Annotated in this window: 13 protein-coding genes; 5 read left to right on the top strand and 8 right to left on the bottom strand. The window is 63.6% G+C overall.

Annotated elements, in window-relative coordinates:
- The first annotated feature begins 71 nt into the window (after positions 1-71).
- Together yihA and AQ12_RS09935 are read left to right on the top strand one after the other, a co-directional pair.
- On the top strand, positions 72-815 hold the full coding sequence (gene yihA, locus AQ12_RS09940; RefSeq protein ID WP_048439694.1) for a ribosome biogenesis GTP-binding protein YihA/YsxC: 744 nt from the start codon (positions 72-74) through the stop codon (positions 813-815).
- Positions 812-1,708, top strand: a complete 897-nt coding sequence (locus AQ12_RS09935) for an alpha/beta fold hydrolase (RefSeq protein ID WP_048439693.1) — start codon at positions 812-814, stop codon at positions 1,706-1,708. The genes yihA and AQ12_RS09935 overlap by 4 nt, the downstream gene beginning before the upstream one ends.
- Here the strand turns inward: AQ12_RS09935 and AQ12_RS09930 are convergent.
- Positions 1,702-2,565 carry a lipid A biosynthesis acyltransferase gene (locus AQ12_RS09930; RefSeq protein ID WP_255352448.1) on the bottom strand — a complete coding sequence of 288 codons (864 nt, stop codon included), beginning with the start codon at positions 2,563-2,565 and terminating at the stop codon, positions 1,702-1,704. The two genes, AQ12_RS09935 and AQ12_RS09930, sit on opposite strands and share 7 nt — an antisense overlap.
- On the bottom strand, positions 2,562-3,407 hold the full coding sequence (locus AQ12_RS09925) for a lysophospholipid acyltransferase family protein (protein WP_048439691.1): 846 nt from the start codon (positions 3,405-3,407) through the stop codon (positions 2,562-2,564). Before AQ12_RS09925 ends, AQ12_RS09930 begins: the two co-directional genes overlap by 4 nt.
- Before the next feature lie 155 nt (positions 3,408-3,562).
- Here AQ12_RS09925 and metK point away from each other — a divergent pair, with 155 nt between their 5' ends.
- Complete coding sequence (metK, locus tag AQ12_RS09920) at positions 3,563-4,744, top strand: methionine adenosyltransferase (protein ID WP_048439690.1); 1,182 nt, start codon at positions 3,563-3,565, stop codon at positions 4,742-4,744.
- 169 nt (positions 4,745-4,913) lie between these two features.
- On the opposite strand, the gene AQ12_RS09915 is transcribed toward metK, so the two are convergent.
- On the bottom strand, positions 4,914-5,798 hold the full coding sequence (locus AQ12_RS09915; protein WP_048439689.1) for a hypothetical protein: 885 nt from the start codon (positions 5,796-5,798) through the stop codon (positions 4,914-4,916).
- Between the two features lie 10 nt (positions 5,799-5,808).
- Entirely contained in the window at positions 5,809-6,255 is a 447-nt protein-coding gene (locus tag AQ12_RS09910; RefSeq protein WP_152682742.1) for a hypothetical protein, read from the bottom strand.
- Positions 6,256-6,431: 176 nt separating this feature from the next.
- On the opposite strand from AQ12_RS09910, the gene AQ12_RS09905 reads away from it, so the two are divergent.
- Positions 6,432-6,983: a PA2169 family four-helix-bundle protein gene (locus AQ12_RS09905; RefSeq protein WP_053076655.1), complete on the top strand. Its 552-nt coding sequence runs from the start codon at positions 6,432-6,434 to the stop codon at positions 6,981-6,983.
- A gap of 18 nt (positions 6,984-7,001) precedes the next feature.
- Positions 7,002-9,563 carry a DNA ligase D gene (gene ligD, locus AQ12_RS09900; RefSeq protein WP_048439687.1) on the top strand — a complete coding sequence of 854 codons (2,562 nt, stop codon included), beginning with the start codon at positions 7,002-7,004 and terminating at the stop codon, positions 9,561-9,563.
- 37 nt (positions 9,564-9,600) lie between these two features.
- On the opposite strand, the gene AQ12_RS09895 is transcribed toward ligD, so the two are convergent.
- From AQ12_RS09895 to AQ12_RS09880, 4 genes are all read right to left on the bottom strand, one after another.
- The gene (locus tag AQ12_RS09895) at positions 9,601-10,374 is read right to left on the bottom strand and encodes a DUF4198 domain-containing protein (RefSeq protein WP_161799009.1); all 774 of its coding nucleotides are present in this window, start codon (positions 10,372-10,374) and stop codon (positions 9,601-9,603) included.
- A gap of 144 nt (positions 10,375-10,518) precedes the next feature.
- Entirely contained in the window at positions 10,519-10,794 is a 276-nt protein-coding gene (locus AQ12_RS09890; protein WP_152682741.1) for a hypothetical protein, read from the bottom strand.
- An 18-nt stretch (positions 10,795-10,812) separates the two neighbouring features.
- Positions 10,813-12,363 carry a DUF4331 domain-containing protein gene (locus tag AQ12_RS09885; protein ID WP_053076654.1) on the bottom strand — a complete coding sequence of 517 codons (1,551 nt, stop codon included), beginning with the start codon at positions 12,361-12,363 and terminating at the stop codon, positions 10,813-10,815.
- Positions 12,364-12,498: 135 nt separating this feature from the next.
- The gene (locus tag AQ12_RS09880) at positions 12,499-14,718 is read right to left on the bottom strand and encodes a TonB-dependent receptor (RefSeq protein WP_048439684.1); all 2,220 of its coding nucleotides are present in this window, start codon (positions 14,716-14,718) and stop codon (positions 12,499-12,501) included.
- Between the last annotated feature and the right edge of the window lie 11 nt (positions 14,719-14,729).

Here is a 14,729-nt window from a genome sequence, read left to right as displayed (position 1 = left end):
TTTGGTGGCGCAAAACCTCAAGATTCTACAATGCGCTCTCGGGTTTCCCCGCGAACAAGCCAAGGCCCCCCATGACATCCGCACCGGGCAAGCCCGCCGGCACCAAACCATCCACTGCGCCAGCGGCCTCTCCAGAGGCCCTGGCACTGGGCTGGATGCACACCGCGCGCTTTCTCACCACAGCGCCCACACTTGAATTCCTGCCGCCTGCCAGCGTGCCGGAGATCGCCTTTGTCGGCCGATCCAACGCCGGCAAGTCGACCTGCATCAATACGCTGACCCAGCAAAAGCGCCTGGCATTCGCATCCAAGACGCCCGGCCGCACCCAGAGCATCAACCTGTTCACCCTGGGCAAGCAGGGCGTGACCGACGCGATCCTGGCCGATTTGCCCGGCTACGGCTACGCGGCGGTTCCAAAGCAGGACAAGCTTCGCTGGCAGCGCGTGATGGCGAACTACCTGGTCACCCGCGAGAACCTCACCGGCGTCGTCCTGCTGGTGGACCCGCGCCACGGGGTGACGGAACTCGACGACATCCTGCTGGAAGTGATACGCCCGCGCGTCGAGGAGGGCCTGAAATTCCTGCTCGTGCTGACCAAGGCCGACAAGCTCAATCGGGCCGAGCAGAACAAGGCCCTGTCGATCGCGCGCCTGCAGGCCGGCGGCGGAGAAGTGAAACTTTTTTCCGCCCTCAAGAAGCAGGGCGTGGGCGAGACCGCCCTCTTGCTATCGCAGTGGGCGCACGCAGCGCCGGCCGCGTCGGCACCCGACGCTCCTGCCACAAGCCCTGAACCAGACGAGGAGTCAGCGCCTTGATCGAAAAATTCCAGCAGGACCTGCCAAACGGCATCACCCTCAGCTGCCGCGTAACTGGCGCGCGAGGCCGACCGGTGATGATGTTCCTGCATGGTTTTCCAGAAGCGGCCTTCGTCTGGGACGAAATCCTGGAGCACTTCGCCCGGCCCGAAAACGGCGGCTACCGCTGCGTTGCGCCTAACCTGCGCGGCTATGAGCAGTCGAGTCAACCCACCGACATCAAGCTTTATCGCGCGAAGTACCTCGTGCAGGACATCGCAGCCCTGATAGCGATAGAGGGCTCGCCGGTCGAATGCCTGATCGCTCACGACTGGGGCGGCGCAGTGGCATGGAATCTCGCCAACCAGATGCCCGAACTGACGAAGCGGCTGGCCATCATCAATTCTCCGCATCCCAACACGTTTGCGCGCGAACTCGCCACCAACCCCAAGCAGCAGGCCGCCAGCGCCTACATGAATTTCCTGATTCGGCCCGACGCCGAACAACTGCTGCGCGCCGACGGATACAAGCGCCTGTTCAAGTTCTTCGTGAGTGGCGGCGATGCCGCCTGGCTTACCGAAGACGTGAAGCAGCAATACCGTGACATCTGGGACGCGAGCCTTTCCGGCGGGTGCAATTACTACCGGGCATCGCCGATTCGCCCGCCCAGCGAGACCGATCCTGGCGCCGCCGGCATCTCGCTACCCCGCGAAATGGGGACGATCGATCTTCCGACCCTGGTGCTCTGGGGCATGGACGACGTCGCGCTGGGGCCTGAACTCATTGAAGGACTCGGCGACTACATCGCCGATCTCACACTTGAAAGAGTCGAAGGCGTCGGCCACTGGATCATCCACGAGCGGCCCGCCTTTGTCGCCGACCGGCTGCAGCAATTTCTGGCCCGGGATCAGTAGAGCGCCGGCTCGCCCGGCGGTCGGGTCTTGAACCGCTTGTGCACCCAGTAGTACTGCTCGGGCATGGTGTCGATATAGCCTTGCAATCGCTCGTTCATGAGCGCCGTGTCAGCCTTGAGGTCGCCCGACGGGAAGTCAGGCCATGACGGCATGACACGCACTTCGTAGCCTTGCGGCGTCAGCCTCGTGGTCACCGGCACGACCTTCGCGCGACCGAGCTTCGCGAAGCGGGACAGCGAAGGAACGGTCGCAGCAGGCACGCCGTAGAACGGCACGAAGATCGATTCTTCCGGCCCGAAATTCATGTCGGGCAGCAGGTACAGCGGCTCGCCCGCGCGAAGTGAGGCGACGATCGCTTTCACCCCCTCGGCGCGGCTGAACAACCGTCCCGAACCGTAACGCTTGCGGCCCTGCAAAATCCACCGATCCAGCACCTGGTTGCTCTGGCCGGTGTAGATGGTGGTGAAGCCGCGCTGCAGTTGCTGCGTGAGCGCAGTCCAGCCCGCATCCAGCCCGACGAAGTGCGGCGCAAAGATCACCACCGGATCCTGGCCTTCAAACTCCTGCAGCGCGCCGACGATCTTCAGCCGCTCGCGTGCCAGCTGTGAATCGCCATGCCAAAGCCAGCTGCGATCGAGCCAGGCCTGCGCAAAGGCGACAAACACCCGTGGCACCAGCGCGGCCCGCGCAGCAGGCGTCATCGCCGGAAACACGGTTGCCAGGTTGACCCGGACCACACGCCGCCGCGGGATCACCACAGCGTACAAAAACCATCCGAGCAGCCAGCCGAGCGCGCGAATCCAGGCCAGCGGAAAGTGCGCGAGCAAGCGCATGAAAAGGACGCCCAGCGTGCTCAAGGGCGCACTCCGGCGGCGACGTCGCCAGCGCCGTCACGCGGCTGCTTGTAGCGAGCGTAGCCCCAGAGATACTGCTGCGGGCATTCGCGAATGAGGTTTTCCATCTCAGTGTTCACCTGCGCCGCGGCTTCGGTGGCGTCTCGAGACAATTCACCTGCAAACGGACGGACATGCGCGGTGTAGCCACGACCCCAGGACAGGCGCTCGGCCCACACCAGGAGCACCGTTGCGCCGGTCTGCTGGGCGAGCCGCGCGGACAGCGTCATCGTATAAGCGTCGCGGCCGAAGAACGGCGCCCACACGCCCATGCCTTCGGGCGGCACCTGGTCGGGCAACAGCCCCACGACCTCGCCCGCCTTCAAGGCCCTGAGCATCTGCCGCACGCCGGCCAGCGTGGTGGGAGCAGTGGCCAGTCGTCCCCGCCCGCGTGCCGTGTCGACGAGTTCGCGCAACCAGGCCTTGCGCGCGGGCCGATAAAGGACGGTGATGGCCCCATGCAGGACCGCAAAACTTTGCGCAGCGACTTCGAAGCAACCCAGGTGCGGCGTCAGGAGCACGACGCCCTTGCCCGTTGCCTGCGCCGCCCGGATGTGCTCATCGCCTTCCCAGCTGACGTGAATCGGGGGACCGAACCACAGGCGCGGCAACTCGGTCACGAGCTTGCCCGATTCGGCGACGGCGCCCAGCACCTCTCGCGTGCTGTAACCTGCCTGGTGAGCGTTTGCCATGAACCGGCGCCGATAGGTAGGCGATGCGAGCCACGACAACCAGCCGATCACGGTGCCGATGACGTGGAGCACTGGCAGTGGCAGTAGCGAAAGGGCGCGGAACAGGGTTTTCACAAACGTTTAAAATCCGCTCGTCGCCGAGTTATGAACTACTTGCAGGGCGACATTAAAAGAATTCTGCTAAAGCGTTCGCCCCAAGCTCCGGCGAGAAAGGCAACGCGCCTTTGGCTCAAGGCACCGTGCCTTATCAACCCGTGGAGTTTATTCAAATGGCGAACGACTTTCTTTTCACTTCCGAATCTGTCTCTGAAGGACACCCCGACAAGGTGGCCGACCAGATCTCCGATGCGATTCTCGACGCGATCTTCACGCAGGACCCCCGCAGCCGCGTCGCGGCCGAGACCCTGACCAACACCGGCCTGGTGATCCTGGCCGGCGAAATCACAACCAACGCGCACGTCGACTACATCCAGGTCGCGCGCGACACCATCAAGCGCATCGGCTACGACAACACCGAATACGGCATCGACTACAAGGGTTGCGCCGTGATGGTCTGCTACGACAAGCAGTCCAACGATATCGCCCAGGGCGTGGACCACGCGAGCGACGATCACCTCAACATCGGCGCTGGCGACCAGGGCCTGATGTTCGGCTATGCCTGCGACGAAACGCCCGAGCTGATGCCCGCGCCTATCTATTACGCACACCGCCTCGTCGAGCGCCAGGCCCAGTTGCGCAAGGACGGCCGCCTGCCTTTCCTGCGTCCCGATGCCAAGAGCCAGGTCACGATGCGCTATGTCGATGGCAAGCCGCACAGCATCGACACCGTGGTCCTGTCGACCCAGCACAGCCCGGAGCAAAGCGATGGCAAGCACATGCTGCCCTCGTTCAATGAAGCCATCATCGAAGAGATCATCAAGCCAGTGCTCCCCAAGGAATGGCTCAAGGACACGCGCTACCTGATCAACCCCACAGGCCGTTTCGTCGTCGGCGGTCCCCAGGGCGATTGCGGCCTGACGGGTCGCAAGATCATTGTGGACACCTATGGCGGCGCATGCCCCCACGGCGGCGGCGCGTTCTCGGGCAAGGACCCGAGCAAGGTCGACCGCTCGGCAGCTTATGCAGCGCGTTACGTTGCCAAGAACATCGTCGCTGCGGGCATCGCGCGCCAGTGCCAGATCCAGGTCGCGTACGCGATTGGCGTGGCCAAGCCGATGAACGTGACGGTGTACACCGAAGGCACGGGCGTCATTCCTGATGAACAGATCGCCGCGCTGATCAATGATCACTTCGACCTGCGCCCCAAGGGCATCATCCAGATGCTCGACCTGCTGCGCCCGATCTACCAGAAGACCGCCGCCTACGGCCACTTCGGCCGCGAAGAGCCGGAGTTCACCTGGGAGCGCACGGACAAGGCTGCTGCTCTGCGCGCTGCGGCCGGGCTGAAGTAACAACGGCGGATGTCATGCCGGACTGGTTCCGGCATTCACCGCGCGGCGGCAACGGCCGTCGAAGTCATGGATTGCGGGTCAAGCCCGCAATGACAGCTTTTGTGGCTGTCATGCCGGACTCGATCCGGCATCCACCGCGAAGCGGCAGCTACGTCTGCGCGACCAGCCGTCAGTTGATCGCTGCCTGCTGCCGCTCGTGCTCGCCACGCTTGAGCGCCACATAGGTCGCGCGGTCCATCTCATGGAGCTGCCGTGCGTACCGCTCGGTGGCGTTGAACCAGCCCACGATCTTCTTGTCCAGGCGTTGGTCGGCCGGTGCCGACATGGCAGCCAGATGCGAGTCGATCGCGAGGTAGTAGCGCATCGCATTGCGCTCGATGGCCCCGCGCGTTCCGCCGATGTACACAGGCTGTCCGCTGGCGTCCCTGCCCGTCACCGTAAAGCCGATCTTGCTCGCACCCACGGTTGACAGGTAGCCTTGCATCGCGAGCTTGCCGGCAAAGCCGTAGCCATAGGAATAGCGCAGGTGCATGAAGGTCTTGCCTGAATCCAGCGGCACCGCTTCGACGGCGATCCGGTAGTCCTTGGTGCCGATCGGCCCCACAGGCGCGAGCAGGCGGCTTTCGAAGTAGTCGCTGGTCGCAGCGACCGGCCTGAGTGCGAAGTTGATGCGATACGCGTCCTGCACCGGCTGATCCACCTTGCGACCGATGCGCACATCCAGGTTCGCGCCGCTTGCGGTCCCGCTGGCGTGGCAATACTTGGTGTTGAACGGCAGGATCATGATCTCGCACCAGTCGTCCGGGTCTTTCAGAGCGGCGCGCACGGCGTCGAAGGGATGATCGAGCACTGCGTACACATCGCCCGTCAGCGAGTCCCCGCTTTCGGTGGAGTCGATGTACAAGGCCCGGCCATAACTGTTGCTGCGCAGTTGCTCCTTGAGCTCTGCGTGCTTCGCGCGCAACGAACCCGCGTCAGCGCTTGCATGCAACGAAACCAGCGCCAGCATGCATCCAGCCGCAACACCTGCGAGCGTTTTCGCCAGAGTTCTCATTTCCAGGTTCCTAGTGTTCTTCGAGCGAGTGCTCAAGGCTTTGCAGCACAGCTGCGCTGTCCAGCACCTGCTGCACGTCCAGCTGAACGCCGCCCATGAACAGGGAATGCGGCAGCACGAAGTAGAGAAAGCGTCCGCGCTCACCGAGGTCCAGGCACATGCGCATGCGCGGATTCGCCACCTGCTCCCACGCACGGATGAGGCGTGTGCGAACCAGGTTGTCGGTGCATTGCAGGTAGCGCAGCTTGTGATGGTTGTGCGCCAGGTTGATCGCATCGACATAGGTCGAGGCGGACTTGTTGCGCGTGTGGAAATTGGGTGTGAGGTCGACGGTGAGCGTGAGCGTGTGCCCATCGACTTCGAGCATGAAATTGCGCCCGATCAAGCTGTCGCTGCCCTCTCCGTATTTGTAGGCGAGGTGCAGGTGCGACGGGGTCTTGCGCAGTGCGTGCTTCATGAAGCACATGATCGACACAGACATCGATCGCCAGGTGTAGGACAAGCATGGATTCACCTGTGGGGCGCGCCCCGTCGCGCTTCTCCTACAACCACTTTCCAGATCCGCCGACTCCTTCCACACGCGCCGAGCCCAAAGATCAGCACCTCACAAATTGCACAGCACAAGGAGCAACCATGGCCGCAGAAGACAAAGATTTCAACCTCCACTCCACCAGCGAAGGCACCGGCGCTGCCTCGGCACTCGGCTCAGCGCAGGTCGCAGGCAACAACACCGGCGACAAGGGCGACGTGATTGACGTGCTGCAGGACCTCGCGGAGTGCTCCCATGACGGCGAGTACGGCTTTCGCGCTTGCGCCGAACAGGCCGAGCGCTCCGACCTCAAGTCATTCTTCCTGCAGCGTGCCGACGAATGCCGCGCGGCAGCAGCCGAACTCAACGACCAGATTCGCACGCTCGGCGGCAACACCGCTGATCACGGCACGGCCGCCGCCGCGCTGCATCGCGGCTGGGTTGCTGTGAAGGCAACGCTCTCGACCTACGACGACAAGGCCGTGCTGGAAGAGTGCGAAAAGGGCGAAGACAACGCCAAGGCCCGTTACACGAACGCCATGAAAAAGCCGCTGCCCGGCCCGATCAAGGCCATCGTCGAACGCCAGCTGCAAGGCGTCCAGCGCAACCACGATCAGGTCAGGCAGATGCGCGACCAGGCGCGCGCTGCGTCCTGAGCCTAGGATTGAAAGCAGATGCTGCTCACCCCTTCCAAGGGCTCTGAAGCGGCATCCAGCGCCCTGAAGGCCTACCGCGACAAGCGCAACTTCGACGCGACGCCCGAGCCTGCTGACGGCGGCATTGCCAACGAGGCCGGGCGCGCATTCGTCATCCAGAAGCACTGGGCTTCGCGACTGCACTACGACCTGCGCCTGGAGCTGGGCGGCACCATGAAGAGTTGGGCCGTTCCCAAGGGGCCCAGCTACGATGCTGCCGACAAGCGGATGGCCGTCCATGTCGAGGACCACCCGATTTCGTACAACAGCTTCGAAGGCGAAATCCCCAAAGGCAACTACGGCGCGGGCAAGGTCATCATCTGGGACAAGGGCACCTGGACCCCGCTGGAAGACCCCGAACAGGGTTATCGCGACGGCAAGCTCAAGTTCGAGATGCACGGTCACAAGATGCACGGGCGCTGGACCCTGATTCGCATCAAGGGCAGGGGAAATGACCGGCAGGAGCCCTGGTTGCTCATCAAGGAAAAGGATGAACATGTGCGCCCTTCGTCCGAATTCAGTGTGGTCGATGAAATGCCGGACAGCGTGAAGTCACTGCCGCAGGCTGCGCCGCAGTCAGTGCCGCAGCCAGTGCAGTCTTACGGCCCACCTGCCGGTGCGAAGAAAGCGCCGTTTCCGAAGACGCTGCAACCGCAACTCGCCACGCTGGTGGACAAGCCGCCCGCTGACCCCGACAACTGGGTGTTCGAGATCAAGTTCGACGGCTACCGGATGCTCACCCGCGCCGAAAGCGGCAAGGTGCAGCTCTTCACGCGCAACGGCAACGACTGGACGCACAAGCTGCCGCATCTGGAGCAGGCACTCAAGGACATGGACCTGCCCGACGGCTGGTACGACGGCGAAATCATCATGCCGGGCGAAGCGGGGCCCGCCAACTTCCAGGCACTGCAGGGCAGCTTCGAGTCAGCGCGCACCGCCGGCATCGTCTACTACCTGTTCGATCTGCCGTGGTGCGCGGGCTACGACCTGCGCGAAGTGCCACTGGTGGAACGCCGCGCCGTGCTCCAGCGCATCGTGGAACGCAAGCCTCACCGCAATGTGCGGTTCAGCGCGGTGTTCGATTCGCCTCCTGGCGAGATCGTGGCGTCCGCTTGCAAGCTCGGGCTCGAAGGCGTCATCGCCAAACGCAAGGACTCGGCCTATGTGCTTCGCCGCTCCAGCGACTGGATCAAGCTCAAGTGCGGCCAGCGCCAGGAATTCGTGATTGGCGGATGGACCGACCCCAAGGGATCACGCGCAGGCATCGGCTCGCTGCTGCTCGGCGTGCATGACAAGGGCGGCAAGCTGAAGTACGCGGGCAACGTCGGCACGGGTTTCAGCGATGCCACCTTGCGGGACCTGCGGCAAAAGCTCGACGCACTGCAGGCCGATGCGCCGCCGTTCGCGCCCGATCCTGAACTGCCACGTCATGCGCACTGGGTCAGCCCGGAGCTGATCTGCGAAGTGGCGTTCGCCGAGTGGACCCAGAGCGGGCGGGTGCGTCACTCGGTATTTCACGGCCTGAGGACCGACAAGCCCGTCGACCAGATCGAGCGCGAGGAGCCGCAGCACAAGGCATCCGTGGACAGGCCCGCGAAGGCCTCCCGCGCGTCAGCGTCTTCACCTTCGCAGACCGCCGCCGCCCTGCCGTCCAGCTTGCGCGTCAGCAACCCCGACCGCGTGATCGACGTTCAGTCCGGCACGACCAAGATCGAGCTGGTGCGCTACTACAACCTCGTTGCGCCGTTGATGATGGAGCACCTCAAGGGCCGTCCGGTATCACTCGTGCGCGCTCCCAAGGGCATAGGCGGCGAGCTGTTTTTCCAGAAACATTCAGAGCGCTACAAGATGCCCGGCATCCAGGAGCTGCCCCGCTCGCTCGTTCCTGAACATGCGCCGATGCTGGAAGTGGCGCAGCCGCTGGGCCTGTTGTCAGCAGCGCAAATGAACGTCATCGAGTTCCACACCTGGAACGGCGTGAAGACGGCGATCGGCAAGCCCGACCGCATGACGTTCGACCTGGACCCCGGCGAAGGCGTGAGCTGGAAGCAAGTGCAGGAAGCCGCGCATCTGGTGCACGCTTTCCTGACCGAACTGAAGCTCCCCGCTTTCCTCAAGACCAGCGGCGGCAAGGGCCTGCATGTGGTCGTGCCGCTGAAAAGGCAGTTCGACTGGGACACAGTCAAGAGCTTTTCGCAGGCTGTGGTGCAACATCTAGCACGCACGCTGCCCGACCGGTTCGTCGCCAAAAGCGGCGGCAGCAACCGCATCGGCAAGATCTTTATCGACTACCTGCGCAACGGTTTTGGCGCAACCACCGTCGCAGCATGGTCAGCGAGATCGCGTCCGGGCCTGGGTATCTCTGTGCCTGTGCGCTGGGATGAGCTTGACGGCCTCACCAGCGGCGCGCACTGGACGGTGCGCACCGTCCACACACGCCTGGATCAAGGCAATGCACCGTGGTCCGAGTACGCATCCAGCAGTGCTGCACTCGCTTGGGCGATGAAGGCGCTGGGCTTCAAACCAGGAAACGCGGCCTGAGTGCCCAGACGCTTGCCAGAGACACCACGCGTCGCCATCAGTTGCGCAGTGCGAACGTCAGGTTGCCCCAGTAGCTGTCCCAGTCGTCTTCCCGTGAATCGCGTGCGGGCACCATGTGCACCACGCTCGCCATCCACGTCCCGGGCCAGGGCGGCGTGAACTGCACCTTGCCATCGGCATCGGTGACGGTGCGCACGATGGTCACCTGTCCATGGTCCTTGCTCCAGAATTTGAGCAGCGCGCCATGCAGCGGTTTGCTGTCGAAGAAGACCTGGAATGCGAGCGGCTTGCGGGACACCTGCACATGCGGATCGGCCATCGGCACGATCTCCAGCATCTGCCCGGTGCGGCGAGAAAAAGTTGCATCGGACTGCGCGCCCGCCTGCACCAGCACCTTCACGTTCCTGCGATATCGCTCGCGGCCCGGTGTGGTTGCGGTGCCAGACGCCTCGCGTGCTCTCGCGATGAAGTCCAGGCCCTCCTCGCGCAGGTAGGCGTGAAACTTGTCGGCGGACAGCGTGATGCGGCTCGGGTGCGAATCCATCGCGATGAGCTGCGTGCCGGCCCTTGTGATCGGCACATTGAATGTTCCTGTGGGAGCGCCTGCCGGAATGCGCGCGCCGAGATCGGTCACTCCTGCTGCGTTGTAGCTGCGAAGCGATGCCACAAGGTCTCTCGAAAAGCCCACCGGGTCCCCGTAGAAGTTTTCTCCCACGGCGAGTGTGAGTGACACGGGCGTGCCCACTGCCGGCGAGAACCGGTCGGGCAGCATCCAGAATTCGTGCGCTTGCGCTGCGAGATGAACAGCCATCAGCGCCATTGCACCGACGAGGGCTGCTATCCGTGTCCTTGTGCGTTCAGAAATTTGCATGCGTGCTCTTGATCGTTCAAGTCAAAAAGCGCCGGTGAATGCACAGGTGCAATCAACGGCGCTGGGGCTTTCAATCAGCTGCGATCAGGGCGATGGCTCGGCCGTCTCGCTCACCGGAAGCACCGCGTCACCGACCAGGACAGGCGAGCCGGTTTCATTGGTGCTGCCCGAGATCAGGCCGCTGATATAGGCGATCAGGCTATCGACGCTGGACTGCGCCGACTGCGGGATGTCGGTTGTAGGCGCTGGCGGTGGGGTCGTGACCCCGCCGTCATCGCCGCCGCCGCTGCTGCCGCAGCCCGCGAGGGCAACGACTGCAGCGCATGCGGCCAACGCAAGCCGTGGTGTGGATCTGGACATGATGTTCTTGCCTTTCGTTTATGGGAACACCGCACCGGCGGCAGGCGCCGGGTTGAAGTTGCCGTTGATTGGCGTCGTGAGGTACGGGAACGTCGTGCCGTAGTTGGCCGCTGTCTTGCGCACGCCGTCGGTCAATGCAAGGCCGCCAGCGGGCGCGTCAGAGGGCTTGCAACCCACCTTGAGGCTGTCGTTGGCGCCGGTGAGCACGCACAGCGCTCCCATTGCAACGCGCAGCGACACATCCACCACGTCATCCGCAGGGCGGCGACCATTCGGGAAGCCTGCGAGGTCTCCACCGGCAACGCCCAGTGCGTTCTGCATGGCAGGCGCAGTCGGGGCAATCGATGTGTTCAGGCGCAGCATCTCAGAGGCAACCACGTTCTTGGGCTGGTTCACGCCCTCGATGCCCTTGAGGAACGCCGTGACCAGGTCGGTGCGCGGGAAGTTCGTCGGCGCCTTGGCGGACGGGAAGAGCAACTCGATCAGCGCAGGCAATGCAGGGTTGGTGACGTAGTCGATGAACTGGCCGTCGCCTGTCGGTTTGGACGCATTGAACTTGTCCTTGTCCGAAAGACCGATCACCACTTCATTGACCAGTGGCATGCCCAGGCGCGAGACCTGTGCCCATGCGCCGCCTTCCTTGCTCGCCTTGTTCAGGCCAGTGGCAGGTGCGGCATTGATGAGGCGTGCCTGGCGGACGCTGGCGGTGGTGTACGCACTGATGACCGGGTCGGCGGATGTGGCAACGCAGTCGATGGGCAGTTCCATCGCGATGGTGCTCACGCTCTTGCCTTCAAGGTCGTTGTTGTTGCCGCCGACTTCAGGCCCGAGCGGGTTCAGGTTGATGAGGTCGAACACCTTGCCGATCGCAATGTAGAACGGCTCCTTGCGCTGGCCGACGAACACCTTGCCGGGTGTGGCGCAGCCAGGGATGGCGACGTTGTAGACGTGCTGCGCGGCGTAGTTGGCGTAGCCGTTCGGGAAGGACTTTTCGCCGATGTTGTCCACCGGCTTGTCGAAGGTGGTGGCGCCGCCGCTGCTGGCTGCCACCGATGTGCGCGCACCGGTGCGGCGGTTGCCGCGCACGAGGTCGATCGTGAACGTTTCGCGCACATTGAGCGAAGCAGGGTTCACGCCGGTGATAGTGCCACTGTTGATGAGCGGGATCTTCGTGGCCTTGCCGCCGACGGTGAGGGCCGTGTCCTTGGGCGTGCTGGTGAAGCGGAACTGGAAGGTCATGTCCTCGACCGCATCGCCGTTGTTGTCGATGTGGATTTCGTACAGGCCGTTCGGGTTGAACTGGTAGTAGTTCGGGCCGCCCTGCGGGTCCTGGAACGGAATGTAGTTGGCCAGCAGCGTCACGAAATTCTGGCGGCCCGATTCGTAACTGCGGAACATGTAGAAGTCGGTGGCGTCGGTCTGCGGCTGCCCCGCGATGAAGGGCGCTTCCCGGTGGCTCGATGCCATCGCTCCCGTGGTAACGCCAAAGGTCAGCGCAAGGCTGACGCTCAATGCAAGCCTGGAAAGGGACGGGCGCTGCGTGCCTCGACCGTATGCGGTTTCGCTCATGGGTGCTCCTGAATAAGGGTGAACACAACGAGGGCGATTGCCCCCGAGCCATGAGTACGCGGGTAGTTCCGCGTCGGTTTCGCTTTGGTTTGTAGGACGCGACGCCGTCGTGAACGGCCTGTGCCTTGCTGAGCTTTAGAACTTCGCGTCGAGGCTGACGCCCAGCACCCTTCGCGATTCGGGGCCCACGAACTGCATGTACGAGCGGTTGTCGCCCGTTGCAAAAGCGATGAGGTTACCGCTGCGGTACGTCGGGCTGAACTTGTCGAACAGGTTGCGGGCGTAGAGGGTCAACCCGACCTTGTCGTCGGCAGTGCGTACGCCAAACCGGGCACCCACGATGGTGGTTGCAGCCAGGTTGCGGGCGGGATCGGTCCGGTCGAACACCTTCTCGGAGGTGTACACCACATCACCGCCGAGCGAACCGCGCATCGAAGCCAGGGGAAAGCGGTAGTCGAACGCCAGCGTCGCGCGAACCTTGGGCGTGCCACCGGCCTGGTCGCCACCCGCATCGCGGGTGCATCCGGCAGGCGATCCCATGGCGCATTCCACCAGGAACCCCGATCCCAACTTGGCAACCGTGTAGGCCAGCCCGCCGTTGACAGTGAGCGCACTGGTGGGGTTGCCGTAGAAGTTGAGGGTCGCGCCGCGGCTTGCGAGCTTGGGCGCATTGGTAAAGATGAAGGCGACCGCAGCCGGGTCCCAGATCGTGGCCTGGTAATCCTTGATGTTCATGGCATACGCAGAGACGTTCACCCCGAGCCGGCCATCGAAAAACATGTTCTTCAGGCCAGCTTCCAGCATGGTGGGAATCTCTGCGCGCACCACCAGCGGTACCCTGATATTGGTGGCGTTGTGATTGACCGCGGGGGCCTTGTAGCCGTGCACATAGGTGAGGTAGGCCATGCGGCTGGGATCGAAGTCGTACTGCACGCCGGCGCGCCATGACGTGTAGTTATCCGCCGAGTCCCCGGTGACGGGAAGAAGCCGGGCCGGGGTGAGCGCTGCAACCGCGCCAGGAGACAAGGTGCCGGTTCGGGCAGTCGAGGCTTCTTCGCGTCCGATGCGTGCGCCCAGGTTCACCGACAGCGCCTTGTTGAACTTGTAAGTCCCCTGTCCAAACACGGCAGTGCTGATGTTCTCGCCGCTGACCAGGTTGCGCGTGCCCAGCTTGTACGGCGCCAGCGTGAGCACGTTGCTGATGTCCTGGTTGATGCGGCCCTTGAAGTAATAGGCGCCCGCCACGAAGTTGCCCCATTCGTAGTCCGGCGACGCAATGCGCAGTTCCTGGCTGACGTTGTGATAGGTCTTGAGTTCGGGCTGCGTGTAGTCCGGCGCGCGCACGCTCACCATGTCGTAGTCCGCGCCGGAAAGGTCGTTCTTCACGTCTCGCACGGCAGTCACGGACGTCAGGCGGTAGTTGCCGATCGCCCAGTCAACCTGCGCAGCGTAGCCCCCGACGCGGGTCGTGTTGCCGTTCTGGCCCGGGACTGCGCAGACGTCCGTGTTGTCCGGCCGTATCGTGACCCCGCATGCGCTCGAAGCCGTGGTCAGCAGCGAGCCGGGAGTCGACTGGTAAATGGTCCACAGCCCGCCTCCGTGAAGCGTCTTTTCAGATTGGTCCGCGCTCAGGTTGACGGTGACGTCGCTCGTGGGCTTCCAGAGCAGGCGCAATCGCGCGTTCGTCTTGCGCGGGCTGTCCCAGGCGCCATCGAACAGGTTGCGGGTGCTTCGCGGGTCGTCCTGCACGGTGCCGGACAGGCGCAAGGCCAGCACGTCGCTGAGTGGCACGTTGATCGCTGCCTGCACCGACTTGCCGTGACGGGTCTGCGCATCGAGGCGCACCACGCTCTCGAACTTTCTCGTGTTGGGTGCCTTCGTGACGATATTGATGATGCCGGCCGACGAATTCTTGCCGAACAAGGTTCCCTGCGGTCCTTCCAGCACCTCGACCCGCTCCACATCGAACAGGTTGGGCGGGAAGTCGCCGGCACCCGAGAGTGAAACGCCGTCCACCAGGATGCCCACGCTGCCTTCGGCGGTGAGCGAAAAAGACGTTCCGCCAAAACCGCGTATGCGAAAACCTGCGATCGACGCGTCGAGCGTGGGGATAGCCCGGGTCAAGTCCTGGACGGTGGAAATATTTTGCTGGTCCAGCTGCTGGGACTGGATGACAGTGGCCGTCGCAGGCACGTCCTGCAACCGCTCTTCGCGCTTGTTGACCGTGATCGTCACCACCCCCAGCGACGGGACCGGTCCCGATGGCGGTGGCGGGACGGTCTGCGCCGATACGGCGTGCGCGACAGCGCTCATCACGAACCCGCCAACAATCGCTGTCTTGCTCCTCGTGGCCATGCGAAATCTCC

Source organism: Caenimonas sp. SL110 (assembly GCF_001044395.1).
Classification (GTDB): domain Bacteria; phylum Pseudomonadota; class Gammaproteobacteria; order Burkholderiales; family Burkholderiaceae_C; genus Ramlibacter.
The sequence above is the reverse complement of the archived record's forward strand: the minus strand, read 5'-3'. Positions and strand labels throughout refer to the sequence as shown.

Excerpts from the sequence above, each read along its gene's own strand:
- AQ12_RS09910 (WP_152682742.1), bottom strand. The coding sequence starts at position 6,255 with ATGAAGCACGCACTGCGCAAGACCCCGTCGCACCTGCACCTCGCCTAC.
- AQ12_RS09915 (WP_048439689.1), bottom strand. The coding sequence starts at position 5,798 with ATGAGAACTCTGGCGAAAACGCTCGCAGGTGTTGCGGCTGGATGCATG.
- ligD (WP_048439687.1), top strand. The coding sequence starts at position 7,002 with ATGCTGCTCACCCCTTCCAAGGGCTCTGAAGCGGCATCCAGCGCCCTG.
- AQ12_RS09880 (WP_048439684.1), bottom strand. The coding sequence starts at position 14,718 with ATGGCCACGAGGAGCAAGACAGCGATTGTTGGCGGGTTCGTGATGAGC.
- AQ12_RS09885 (WP_053076654.1), bottom strand. The coding sequence starts at position 12,363 with ATGAGCGAAACCGCATACGGTCGAGGCACGCAGCGCCCGTCCCTTTCC.
- metK (WP_048439690.1), top strand. The coding sequence starts at position 3,563 with ATGGCGAACGACTTTCTTTTCACTTCCGAATCTGTCTCTGAAGGACAC.
- yihA (WP_048439694.1), top strand. The coding sequence starts at position 72 with ATGACATCCGCACCGGGCAAGCCCGCCGGCACCAAACCATCCACTGCG.
- AQ12_RS09890 (WP_152682741.1), bottom strand. The coding sequence starts at position 10,794 with ATGTCCAGATCCACACCACGGCTTGCGTTGGCCGCATGCGCTGCAGTC.
- AQ12_RS09905 (WP_053076655.1), top strand. The coding sequence starts at position 6,432 with ATGGCCGCAGAAGACAAAGATTTCAACCTCCACTCCACCAGCGAAGGC.
- AQ12_RS09895 (WP_161799009.1), bottom strand. The coding sequence starts at position 10,374 with ATGGCTGTTCATCTCGCAGCGCAAGCGCACGAATTCTGGATGCTGCCC.